Here is a 12,878-nt window from a genome sequence, read left to right as displayed (position 1 = left end):
TGTGGACTTCCAAACCGGTATTTTTAAGAAAAGCGACGTTCTGAATGAGCTGTTTGAAAGGACAGGAGCCATTGTTGCCGGGAGACGAGTCTATGAGCTCACATCCGGATGGGGTGGAAATCATCCGATTCGCGGCGTTCCCGTATATGTGCTTTCCCACGACATTCCGGACAACGTCTCCCTCAAGGCGACACTGTATTTACCTTTATCACGGAAGGCATTGAAGCTGCCATACGAGAAGCCAAGAGGTCTGCGGGCGATAAAGACGTATATGTGCTGGGCGGGGCGGCAGTGGCCCAGCAATGCCTCAAAGCGTCGCTCCTTGACGAGATTCACGTGCATATTGCCCCTGTACTGCTCGCAGAAGGGATTCGTTTGTTCGATCAGATTGGATCTGAAAGCATCCGACTTGAAACGATTAGGGTCTTGGAATCTCGGGGGGTAACTCACCTTACATACCGCATCGTCAAATAATCAGATTTCAGCCCAGCCCTCATCTTAAAGACAAGGTAAGGGCTGGTTGTGTTTTACCTCCTTGCAACCCCTTTGAACCACAAATCCCTTCACTCAGTAACCCCGCCTCCTTTTGGACCACTATTCCCTTCGCTCAGCATTCGCGCCTCCCTTTGGATCACTATTCCCTTCACTCAGCATAACCGCCTCTCTTTGGATCACTATTCCCTTCGCTCAGATTACTGGCCTCCCTTTGAACCACTAATCCCTTCGCTCAGCATTCCCGCCTTATTTATTTGTTTGTTACTTTTCTTAGGATGTAACCCATGCTTTAGTCCAAACCTCCAATTCCCGATCTTTACAAACCCTTCCCCCAAATCGTTGGAACAGTGAAGAAATTACTTCTGAGCGAAAGGGATAGTGGTCAAAAGGGATGGGCGGATAGAGTTTATCGGTTGCGAAGCATGGAATGGGACGTAGTTGGAGTTGCTGAGTGAAAGGGATAGCGGTCAAAAATGTTGGGCGGACAGAGTTCATATCGGTTGCGAAAGCAAGGAATGGGAGGTGGCAGATGTTGCTGAGTGAAAGGGATAGCGGTCAAAAGGAATACGCGGATAGATGGGGATTCGAACGATTACGAAATGATAAGTGAAAAAAACGAAATGATGACCAAGTGCGGAGGCGGATATTCGCGAAAGCTCCCGTTACGGCCGGCGCAGCGCGATGCGGAAGCACCTCAATCGTTGATTATGATAATAGAATTGAAAAGTATCATTTTTAGTTGATCAGGCAAATAGTTAAAGCGCTTACAAACCCCTATAATGAAAACATATCGCAGTAGACGCAGCAGGGGGGGACACGCATGACGCAAACTTCCGTCGGGAGCGAGAACGTCACGCAGCGGGCGCGCCGTAACTGGTTCATCCGTTTTGTTAAGCAGTGGGACATCCAGTTGATGGTTTTGCCGCCGCTCGCACTCATCTTCGTATTCAGTTACATCCCGATGTACGGTGTACTGATGGCTTTCCAAGACTACAACATTTTCGGAGGTTTTTTTGCAAGTCCGTGGGTCGGTTTGAAGCATTTCGAAATGTTCTTCACCGCGCCCGAGTTCGGCAGAGTCATGCGCAACACGATCGTCATCAGCTTGCTGAAATTTTGCATCGGCTTTCCGGCTCCGATCCTTCTCGCGCTTGCATTAAACGAAGTAAGGCACATGGTGTTTAAGAGAGTCGTACAAACCGTCAGCTATTTGCCGCACTTTTTATCGTGGGTCATCGTTGCCGGCTTCGTAATGTCCATGCTTTCGACCGATAACGGAAGCGTTAACATTTTACTCGAGAAGATAGGCGCGATCGAAGAACCGATCAACTTCCTGTCCATCCCGAATTACTTCTGGTCTATCCTGGTGGCGACCGGCGTTTGGAAGGAAATCGGTTTCGCATCGATCGTATACTTGGCGGCCATCGCCGGAATCGACCCTGCTCTTTACGAAGCGGCCGATATGGATGGGGCGAGCAAGTTTAAGCAAATTTGGCTCATTACTTTGCCGTCGATCACACCGGTAGTCGTCATCTTCATGATTCTTGCGATCGGCAATCTGCTGAACGCGGGCTTCGACGATATTTTGCTCTTGGGCGTTAATCCTATTTTAAGAGACGTAGCGGACGTAATCGATACTTACGTATACCGGATAGGGATTCAAAATTCCCGATACTCCTATGCAACGGCTGTCGGACTGTTCAAAGCGGTGATCAGCGTCGGACTGTTGACTATGGCAAACTATATCGCCCGCAGAACCGGCAACAGCTTATGGTAATCGAAACAACAACGTGAAAAGGAGGCGGGAGCGATGGTACGTTTAAGCATCGGCGATCGAGTGATGTTGGTCGTCATTTATATAGCGCTGGCACTGTTGGCTTTTACAACGTTTTATCCGTTCTGGAACGCCGCCGTCATTTCGCTGAACGCCGGTTCGGATACGGCGCTCGGCGGGATTACTTTCTGGCCGAGAGCGTTTACTTGGGAAAACTATCAGGTCGTGTTCGAGGACAAGCGGCTGCTGAACGGCTTTTATATTTCGGTGCTTCGAACGATTGTAGGCACCGTATCCTCGATCATCGTCACGGCGGTGTTCGCTTACGGGCTGTCCCGCAGCGAGTTGATGGGAAAGAAGTTTTACATGGTCGTTTGTATTATCACGATGTATTTCAGCGGCGGTTTGATTCCGACATTCCTGCTGATCCGCGAGCTTCATCTGATGAACACGTTTGCGGTATTCATTATTCCTTCTCTCGTCAGCGTTTGGAATATGATTATTTTTCGCACATTTTTCAAAGAGCTTCCGGCCGGTCTGGAAGAGTCGGCAAAGATGGACGGCTGCGGCAACTGGGGCACCTTCTTTAGAATCGTTCTTCCGCTTTCCGGTCCGGTAATTGCGACGTTGGCGCTATTTACAGCGGTGTATCACTGGAACGATTGGTTCCTGCCCAGCATCTACATCACGAATGAAAAGCTGCTTCCGATTCAAACGATGCTTAAGCAAATTTTGAACTCGAATATCGTATCCGAGCAAATGTCGAACCTCGACTCGGCCGCGCAAGGGAAGCTCGGCGCGATGCAGACGATTACGAGCAAATCGCTGTCGATGGCCACGATGATGGTGGCGACCATTCCGATTATTTTGGTGTATCCGTTCGTGCAAAAGTATTTCGTCAAAGGTGTTCTCGTCGGTTCCTTGAAAGGCTAAAAAGCACATCAAATGCGGGTGCAAAGCGAAAGCTTTTACCATATATAAAATCCGATTCATGAGAGGGGTAGTAAGAGAATGATGTCTACAAAGAAATGGCTGTCACTAGCGCTTGTAGGCGTGATGTCGGCATCCCTGCTGGCCGGTTGCGGCGGCGGCGACAAGAAGGCATCCGAGGGCTCCGGAAGCGGCGGGGATACCGGCAGCAACGAACCGGCAGTCAGCGAGAAGTGGGAGCTCGGCAGCGAGCCGCTTGAATTCTCCTTCTACGGGCACTATGACTGGTACACCATGCCCGAATGGGGAGGGGACGCATCTACCGCCTGGATTAAAGAAAACAAAAAGGTTAACGTAGTGCCGATTCACTCCGGCGGCAACGCAGCGCAAAAGTTCAATACGATGATCGCTTCGAACGAATTGCCGGACGTCATGTGGATGGAACGCGGCGCCGATGTTGAAAAGCTTCGCTCGGCAGGCATGCTCGTACCGTTCGACGATTATTTGGACAAATACCCGAACCTGAAGGAATGGCTCGGCGAAGCAGGCCTAAACATGCTGCGCTCCCCGGACGGCAAAATTTATCAGTTCCCGAACTGGTACACGAACCAGCCGAACGGCAATGCAGGCTACGTAGTCAATAAGAAGATTTATGAAGAGCTCGGCTCTCCGGCGCTCAATACGACCGACGATCTTTACAACTACCTCAAGATGGTGAAAGAAAAGTATCCGGACGTCGTTCCGTTCGAGCCGGGTATGGCGAAAGACGGTCACGGTCTAACCGTATTGACATCCGCGTTCAAGGAGCTTTACAACACGGCTCAGATCGGCGAACGTGCGGTAGTTAACGGAGACAAGCTGACCTCGATCTTTACGGATCCGACGTTCCGCTCCGGCATGAAGTACAGCAGCAAGCTGTTCCGCGAGAAGCTGATGACGCAGGACGCTCTTACGCAAACCGCCGACCAAATTAAAGAGAAAGTATTGTCCGGCCGTGTTGCGGTGTTTGCTTCCGCAAGCCCGACGGAGCATGGTCAACAAGGCGATATCGAGCTGAAGAAGAAAGATCCGAATGCAGGCTACTTCATGATTTGGCCGATCGCAGCGCCGGGGCTTGACAACAAAAACATCAGACCGGGAACGTACGGTCAATTGGGCTGGAACGTAAGCGTCATTACGAAGGCGGCGAAAAATCCGGAGAAAATTTTCGCATTCCTTGACTGGTACACAGGTCCCGAAGGCCAGCGCATTCTGATGTGGGGTCCGGAAGGCACGTACTGGAACGGCGTAGAAGAAGACGGCACGCCGAAATTTACCGAGAAATACGTTTCCGATACTGCCGGCTTGATCGATCTTCAGTCGAAGACCATCAACGTCATGTGGAACGGCAACACGGTGTACGTCGACCGCTCCAAAGCAAAGTACGAAAGCACGCTGCCGATCGAACAGCGCAACTGGGCGACGAACTACCAGTACGAAATCACTTGGAAAACGCAAGCGAACGCTACCGAATTCTTGAACTTGAAGCCGGCTCCGGATTCCGAAGAAGGCATCGTCGAGCAGCGCGTCAACGATATTTACACCGAGTCGGTCGCAAAAGCTTTGTTCGCGAAGAGCGACGAGGAAGTCGACGCCATCTTCGACCAAGCGGAGAAGGACGCTCAATCCGCAGGCTATGAAAAGGTTCTCGCATACAAAACTGCGAAATGGCAAGAAAACCTTGCGAAGATGAAAGGTAATTAATAGTCATTTCCCCAATAAATACGAAGAGGGTATACTACGTGTAGTATACCCTTCTTTGTTGACACATCAGGAGATGATTCTTTTATGTATAAAGTGTTGCTTGTAGATGACGAGATTCTCGATTTGGAAGGGATGAAAACGTTCATACCTTGGGGGGAATTAGGGCTCGAGGTCGCCGATGCCGTCAATAACGGCTTCGCGGCGATTAAGGTTCTGGAGCGGGAAAAGGTCGACATTCTGGTAACGGACGTCCGGATGCCTAATATGTCGGGACTGGAGCTCGCCCAGAAAGCTTTAGGAATGCATAAAGATGTAAGGGTTATTTTTGTAAGCGGTTATCAAGATTTTAATTACGTGAAGCAAGCGTTAACGCTCAACGCGGTGAGCTACGTGCTGAAGCCGATGGACGACAAGGAGCTCGTCGATTCGCTGACGAAGGTGCGCGAGGAGCTGGATAAAGAGCGCAAGACGGTTCAGGCATACAAACAGATGATTCCGATCGTCAAAAACGAATATTTGCTTCAATTGCTCGAGGGAACGTACGACGGACATGCGCTTGACGTGCTGAAGAACGAGTACGGGCTGGACGGCTTCGTTTGGCCGGGACAAACGGCGGTGCTTGAAACCGATGATTTGTCATGGAAATTAAATCCTTATGACGATAAACAGCGGCGGGAATTTCTTGTGGATTATTTCAGCAAGGTTATCGACTCGTGCGATGCGAACAATATACGGCATGTTTGCAGAATCAACAAGCAGCGGCTGGCAATTTTCCTTGACCGCGACTCGGACAGGACGGCGCTTAACGATTTCGTGCAGCTCGCGAAAATATCGTACCCGTTTACCGTAACGATCGGGATCGGCGGGGAAGCGGGCCGCTTGGAGGAATTGCAGGTTTCTTACAATCAAGCGCTGGAAGCGCTGGATTTCAAAATGTTCCACGGCAAAGGAAGAGTCATTCCTTTCCACGAAGTGCGCACGGCCGGAATCGAAGATGTGAAAAGCTTGGATATCCGGCTGGATTCGCTGTTTGCCGCAATGACGAATTACGAGCTTGTTCAAATCAACGACGAGCTGGAGAAGCTGTTTCAGCTGGCCAGAAGCCTTCACACGCAATTTTCGATCCGCAATTTCGCCATGTTCTTGATTATGAAGCTGGACGGCTATCTCCACACCTTGAATGAAGACTTGTTCAAGCTGCTTGATCTGGAGCTGCAAAATCTCGACATTCTGCTGCAGTTCGAGACGATCGACGATATTCAATCGTGGTTAAGACGCCGCGCATTCGAAATATCCGAAATGATCCATGTGAAGAAGCAAAAGAAAAATTGGAGGCTTATTCACGAAATTATCGAATATGTAAAGCAGCGGCTGAATGAAAACATTACGCTGCGCGACGTGGCGGACCAGTTTTCGTTCTCGCCGAATTATCTCGGCCATTTATTTAAAGAAGAGACGAGCAAAAACTTCAGCGAATACGTCATCGGACTGCGGATGGAGAAGGCTGCGGAGCTGCTGAAGGACAACAAGTACAAAATTTATGAAGTGGCCGATCAAGTCGGATACCGGTATTTGCCGTATTTCAGCCGACAATTCAAAGAAACGTTCGGAATGACCCCGATCGAATTTAGACGAAAGCAATAACGGACGCTGCAGCAGCTTTTCAACGAAAAGGAGGAGGAAGGAGCGGAATGGAAAAGAGCATAAAGAGTAGCGGTTATTTGCCGTTCGGTTATAAGCTCATGCTGTCTTATTGCATCTTTATCATCATTCCTGTCCTTCTTGTCGGCTATGCCGCGAATTCCATCTTCGTCAAATCGATTCGGGAACAAACGCAAAGCAATATTCAAGGGACGCTTCAGCAAATGATGGACAACGTCGAGTATAAGCTGGACGATACGACGCGGATTTCCAACATGCTTTATTTCGACAGCTCGCTGGCGGAGCAGCTCCGGAATTACGAGGAAGGGTGGTCAAGCTATGAAAGAACGACCAAATACCTGCTTCCGAAGCTGTACACCACAATCGACGCCACGAACCGAAATTTATGGCTGTCTCTCTACCTTCATAATGAAACGCTCCCGGAAATCTACAACAATTATACGAGCAGCGACGCGCTGAGAGGGAGATCGTTCGATATTTACCATATCGGGCGTATCGAAGAGAAGGAATGGTATAAGTCGTATCCGGACGAAAGCTACGGAGTCACGATGCAGTGGAAGCAGATCGAGGACGATGCGAGATACGGCCGCATTTCGCTGCTTCGGCGGATCGTGGACACGGATAATCCGATTGTGCTGAAGGAGATCGGCTTTTTGCGCATCAGCATCCGTTTAACCGATTTGCTGCAAAGCGTCGATTACCGAAAAATCGGCGACGGCACTACAATTCTGATGGTTGACGACAACGAGCGGATTATGGCCGTATCCGGTTCGACATCGCTTACTAGAGGGGCGCTCTGGAACGAGAAAAAAGCGGGCGAGCACCTGATCATCAAGCAACGGCTGCCGGGACTGAACTGGAACCTCGTGGCGCTGGTCCCGACGAACATTACCGAACGGGATACCGTGAAGGTGCGATCGCTTACCATTCTGATCTGTCTTGTCGCGTTCGCGTTCTTTTTTCTGGTGGGCGCGTTTCTTTCGAGGCATTTCGGCAAGCGTGTCGGCAAAATCGTCTCGGTGCTCGATTCTTTTCAAGAAGGCAATCTGCAGAAGCGGCTTTATTTCAAAGGTAACGACGAGTTTACGAAAATTTCCCATGCGCTCAATAACATGGCTCAAAATATCGATAACCTCATCCGCGAGGTTTATATTACGAACATCCGCAAAAAAGAGGCGGAGCTCGAATCGCTGCAGTCGCAAATTAACCCGCACTTTTTGTACAATACGCTTTCTTCGATCAGCCGCTTGGCGAAATTCGGGGAAACGGACAAGCTGCAGCGCATGGTGCTCGATCTCGCCAAGTTTTACCGCATGACGCTGAACGAAGGAAGAACGATCATTCCGATCGAGCATGAAATCGAGCAAGTCAAAGCATATATCGCGATCCAAAAAATAAAATATGAGGACCGCATGACCGTCTCCTACGAAATCGATCCGGACATCCTGCAATACGATACGATCAAGCTCATTCTTCAGCCGTTCGTCGAGAATGTGCTGGAGCACGCGTGGGTAGGCGACCGTATTCATATTCGGATCACCGGAAGCGTGGAGAACGGTACCGTCGTATTCAAAATTATCGACGACGGAGTGGGTATCCATCCGGATGTGCTTCGCCAAATGTTCGATCCGGACGAGAGCTTGAACGTGGGCTACGGCATTCGCAACGTCGATCAGCGCATCAAGCTGCATTTCGGCGGACAATACGGCATATCGATTTTCAGCAGGCTGGGCATCGGAACGGCGGTAAGCATTACGCTTCCGGTGTACAATAGTTAATTTTGGCCGAAAAAGTGGATGAAAAATCCGCCAGATTGGATTATGATAGGAGCGTGGAATTATTTTAGTCAATGGAATAATGAAAAGGAGGAGCTGGTACACGTCGCAAAACAACGATAGGAAAAGACCGCTGACGATTTTGAAGCTGTTTAACTTTTTCATGTTCGGTACGATCGCGATCATGTTCACCTTTTTTCCGATGTATTTAACCGAGCAAGGGTTAAGCAAGCTCCAGGTCGGCATGATCATGGCCGGCGGACCGTTCATCTCCATCTTCTCGGGTCCGCTGTGGGGTTATATCAGCGACCGGACGCAAAATGTTAGGAGAACGATCGTTGCGCTTTTGCTGGGCAGCTTGATTTCCATCCAAGCCGCTTTTCATCTGGACCTGGTCTATTCGATTCTTTTTGCGGTGATGCTGGTCTTTTTCTTCTTTCAGAGCCCGCTCACCTCTCAAGGAAACAGCCTGATCTTGAATACGATCGAAGGCACGGACCGCAAATTCGGCGAATTTCGCTTGTGGGGCTCCCTCGGGTTTGCGGTGGTGGCGCTGGCGGCCGGTCCGCTCATTGTCGCCGCAGGCATGGACCGGCTGTGGATGATTTATTCTTTCATGGTGATCGTAGCCCTGTGTTCCACCGCCGGGATGCCGAAGGGAAACACAGCGGCCTCCGTTCGAACCGGGTTTTCCAATGCCCGTTATGGAGACGTTTTCAAGAACCGGACTTTTCTTGCGTTCGTATTGCTCGGCGTTCTCATTTCCGTGCCGAACTCGGTGAACGGGACGTTCATCGCTCTGTACATACAGGAGCTGGGAGGGACGGAAATTGCCGTAGGCTGGTCCGCGTTTTTGGCGGCAATCTTTGAAATCGCGGTATTTCTGCTGCTGGATCGAATCATTAGGCGGGATATCCGCTTCATGCTCGTTTGTCTGGCGCTGGTCAGCGTGCTGTTCTCGCTGCGCTGGCTGCTTATGTCGATGGCGACCGAACCGATTCATGTGCTGCTCATTCAGATGATGCACTGCATTACGTTCGGCGGTTACTTTTATTTGGGCACGACGTTTACCGGACTTCTCGTGCCCGCCGAATTCCGCGCCTCGGGTCAGGCGGCGTTCGCGCTCACATGGGGCGGCGTCAGCGGCATTATAGCCGGCTTCTTCGGCGGCTGGATATATGAAGCGCTGGGAGCGGCGGCGATGTACCGCATCAACGCGCTCATCGCTTTATGCGGCACGGCTGGCTTTCTTTTGCTGCTGAGGCATGCCAGACGGCGGGCGGCGAAAGAACAAGCGAAGCAGGCGGCGGTAGAAGCATGAGAAAAACAGGCAGCCAGCAAGTTCTTAAAGAAATCAACAAATCGCTGCTGCTTCACTTGATTTACCGGCACGGCCCTATCTCACGTATCGAGCTCTCCCGTATGACGAAGCTGAGTCCGACGACGGTTTCGGTGCTGATCGACGAGCATATCCGGAACGGCATCGTGCAAGAAGCCGGTACGACGGGCGCGGGCGTCGGGCGAAAGATGACGCTGCTTCGCATTAAGCCGGACGCGGGATATGTGCTCGGGGTCGATTTGTCCAATTCGCCGGCCCGCTGCCTGCTCTTAAATCTGCAAGGCGAGCTTGCGGGCGAGCGGCTGTTCGACCGGCTGATCGGCGGAGAACAAATCGAGCGCGAGCTGCCGGAGATTATCCGAAGCTTTCTGCATGCGCAAGGCGTCGAGCCGGGGCTTGTGCGTCGGGCGGGCATATCCGTACCCGGCCGACTCGATGAGGCGCAAGGGCTTGTGGCGGCCTCCACGTACTTGAAGCTAAGCGGCTTCCCGCTCAGGCGCGTGCTGAAGGAGGGAACGGGGCTTTCGTTCCATATGATGAACGACCTCGATGCCGCGGGCTTTGCCGAACGCTTCAGCGGCGTTGCGAAGGATGTCGACACGATTGCGTATGTGCTGATCGGCTACGGAGTCGGGGCAGGACTCGTCATCAACCGCCACATTTACCATGGCAAGAGCGGCGAAGCGGGCAGAACCGGGGAGCTGTATCCTTACGGAACGGAGGTGCTCGCACGGCGTCTGCTGGCGGAGTACCCCGAACAGTTTACGCAAGAGCCGAGCGAGGAAGCCGTCGTTTGCCGCTTCGTCCGGCTCGGGATGGAAGGCAACGAGCCGTTTGCCGGGGAGCTGCGGAGCATCAAGGACGGCATAGGCAAATATTGCGGCATGATCCTGCAGTTTATGAATCCGGAGCAGCTCATACTCGGAGGCTGGACGACGAAGAACGATGCGTTCTTCAAGCAATTGATCGAAAGTATTCACCGGTACGAGGCGGCCGCCCCGGATTCGCCGACACCCGTGAAGGCTGCCTACTGGCAGGAGCGCGGGGCGGCTATGGGCGCCGCCGCACTGGGTCTGTACGAAATTTTTAAGTTAAAGACGGTGGAGTAAATGGTGTTAGTCATTCGCAACGCGAGAGTTGTAACGGGGAGCGGCAACGAGCCGTTTCCCGCATCGGTCGTCATCGAAGGCAGGACGATTGTCGGCATAGCGCCTCCGCACGCGGAGATTGACGCCGAGACGGAAATCGATGCGCGGGAAGGACTGCTCATTCCCGGCATGATCGACGTTCACATTCACGGCGCGCGCGGCCGGGACATGATGGACGGCACCGTGGACAGCGTGGAGGAAGTATCCCGCGCTTGCGCCGGGACGGGCTGCACCTCCTTCTTGGCCACTTCGGTATCATCCGCGCTGGAGGACGTCATGGGGATGATCTCCAGCGTGAAGAAGACGGCAGGGAACGAGCCCGGCGCATTAATTGCGGGGATCCATCTGGAAGGTCCGTACCTTCATCCAAAGCGCAAAGGCATGCAGAACGAAGCATATTTGCGCCATCCGAGCATCGAAGAGATGGAGCGGATTTTGGCCCATGCGGGGGAGCTTGTCCGCATGGTTACGCTGGCGCCTGAGCTGCCCGGCGGGATGGAGATGGTCGCGTATTTGAAGGAGCGCGGCATCGTCGTTTCTGTTGCGCACTCCGACGCGACGTACGAGGAAGCGAAGCGGGCGTTCGCGATCGGGGCGAGCCACGTCACGCACTGCTTCAACGGGATGAGACCGATTCATCACCGCGATCCGGGGCTGGTTATCGCGGCGTTCGAAGAGGAGCACGTCAGCGTGCAGGCGATCGTCGACGACGTTCACCTGCATCCCGCGATCGTCCGCCTCATGTACCGCGAAAAAACCGCGGACCGCATGGTGCTTATCACGGACGCCCTGCAGGCGATGGGGATGGGAGACGGCGAATACATGTTCGGCGGCCATCGCGTTACCGTTACGAACGGCGTTGCCCGGCTCCAGGATCAGACGCTTGCTTCCAGCACCGTGACGATGAACGAGGCGCTGCGCAAAGCGGTGGCAAGCGGCATCCCGCTCGGCGACGCGGTCAAGATGGCTTCCGCCACTCCGGCGGGAATTATCGGGCTTGCGCGGAAGGGATTGATTTCCCCCGGCAACGATGCCGACCTTGTGCTGCTGAACGACGACTTTGAAGTGCTTTGGACGATGATCGAAGGACGTATGGTATTTCAAAACCAATAACACCTGCATAGGGAGGATAAACGGATGAAACTGGGAGTCAGCTCGTACAGTCTCTTCGGAGCCATGAACGACGGAAGAATGGATATTTTGAAAGTGATCGATTGGATCGCGGATCAAGGCGGGGAGCATGTTGAGATCGTTCCGGGTCTCGGCTTCAACATCGATGAGCCGGAGCTCGTGGAGCGAGTTGTGGAGAAGGCGGCGGCCAGAGGCCTCGATATTTCCAACTACGCCGTCGGCGGCAACTTTGTCGATCCTGACCAATACGAAGCCGAACTCGAGAAGGCGCTGCGCCATGTCGATGTCGCCGCGCGGCTCGGCGTGAAGCGGATGCGCCACGACGCCGCCTCCAGACCGCCGGTGGAAGCGACGATCGACCGCTTTGAAGCCGATCTGGAGCTGGTCGCCAAGGCATGCCGCACTATCGCCGATTATGCGGCGAAATTCGGCATTACGACCAGCGTGGAAAACCACGGCTTCCATCTCCAAAGCAGCGACCGCGTCCTTCGGTTGTACCACTTGGTCGGCCGCGACAACTTCAAAATTACGATGGACGTCGGCAACTTCATGTGCGCGGACGAAAACTCCGTTGCCGCCGTCAAGAAGACGATTCCGCACGCGTCGATGGTCCACTTCAAGGATTTCTATCTCCGGCCGTCGTACGCGAACCCGGGCGCCGGCTGGTTCCAGACCGTTGCCGGCAATTATTTGCGCGGCGCGATCTTCGGGCAAGGCGACATCGATGTCCGCGCCGTCATTTCGGCCATCAAGAAGTCCGGCTATGACGGATATATTTCGATCGAGTTCGAAGGCATGGAGGATTGCGTGAAAGGCGCGGCGATCGGACTTGAGAACGCGCGCAGACTGTGGGACGAGGCTTAAAATCGAGGCTATCATAC

The 12,878-nt window shown here is 52.8% G+C and carries 10 protein-coding genes; all 10 read left to right on the top strand.

From position 1 onward, the window contains the following. Positions 1-108: 108 nt before the first annotated feature. The 10 genes from PT964_RS26570 to PT964_RS15420 all read left to right on the top strand — a co-directional run bounded on the left by PT964_RS26570 (position 109) and on the right by PT964_RS15420 (position 12,861). Positions 109-474 carry a dihydrofolate reductase family protein gene (locus tag PT964_RS26570; RefSeq protein WP_425262741.1) on the top strand — a complete coding sequence of 122 codons (366 nt, stop codon included), beginning with the start codon at positions 109-111 and terminating at the stop codon, positions 472-474. Positions 475-1,315: 841 nt separating this feature from the next. Then, entirely contained in the window at positions 1,316-2,272 is a 957-nt protein-coding gene (locus PT964_RS15460) for an ABC transporter permease (protein WP_274364264.1), read from the top strand. A 33-nt stretch (positions 2,273-2,305) separates the two neighbouring features. Then, on the top strand, positions 2,306-3,202 hold the full coding sequence (locus tag PT964_RS15455; protein WP_274364263.1) for a carbohydrate ABC transporter permease: 897 nt from the start codon (positions 2,306-2,308) through the stop codon (positions 3,200-3,202). A 78-nt stretch (positions 3,203-3,280) separates the two neighbouring features. After that, positions 3,281-4,942: an extracellular solute-binding protein gene (locus PT964_RS15450; RefSeq protein WP_274364262.1), complete on the top strand. Its 1,662-nt coding sequence runs from the start codon at positions 3,281-3,283 to the stop codon at positions 4,940-4,942. An 84-nt stretch (positions 4,943-5,026) separates the two neighbouring features. Then, on the top strand, positions 5,027-6,586 hold the full coding sequence (locus PT964_RS15445) for a response regulator (protein ID WP_274364261.1): 1,560 nt from the start codon (positions 5,027-5,029) through the stop codon (positions 6,584-6,586). Positions 6,587-6,633: 47 nt separating this feature from the next. Then, entirely contained in the window at positions 6,634-8,382 is a 1,749-nt protein-coding gene (locus tag PT964_RS15440; RefSeq protein WP_274364260.1) for a cache domain-containing sensor histidine kinase, read from the top strand. A gap of 139 nt (positions 8,383-8,521) precedes the next feature. Further along, a complete protein-coding gene (locus PT964_RS15435; RefSeq protein ID WP_274364259.1) occupies positions 8,522-9,700 on the top strand; it encodes an MFS transporter in 1,179 nt (392 codons plus the stop codon). Next, the gene (locus PT964_RS15430; RefSeq protein WP_274364258.1) at positions 9,697-10,827 is read left to right on the top strand and encodes an ROK family transcriptional regulator; all 1,131 of its coding nucleotides are present in this window, start codon (positions 9,697-9,699) and stop codon (positions 10,825-10,827) included. The genes PT964_RS15435 and PT964_RS15430 overlap by 4 nt, the downstream gene beginning before the upstream one ends. A gap of 3 nt (positions 10,828-10,830) precedes the next feature. Continuing rightward, on the top strand, positions 10,831-11,979 hold the full coding sequence (gene nagA / locus PT964_RS15425) for an N-acetylglucosamine-6-phosphate deacetylase (RefSeq protein WP_425262751.1): 1,149 nt from the start codon (positions 10,831-10,833) through the stop codon (positions 11,977-11,979). A 24-nt stretch (positions 11,980-12,003) separates the two neighbouring features. Next, on the top strand, positions 12,004-12,861 hold the full coding sequence (locus tag PT964_RS15420; RefSeq protein ID WP_274364256.1) for a sugar phosphate isomerase/epimerase family protein: 858 nt from the start codon (positions 12,004-12,006) through the stop codon (positions 12,859-12,861). Positions 12,862-12,878: the final 17 nt, after the last annotated feature.

It is taken from the genome of Paenibacillus thermotolerans (assembly GCF_028745515.1).
GTDB lineage: Bacteria > Bacillota > Bacilli > Paenibacillales > YIM-B00363 > Paenibacillus_AE > Paenibacillus_AE thermotolerans.
Note: the sequence above shows the minus strand (reverse complement) of the source record. Positions and strands in the feature narration are given on the sequence as shown.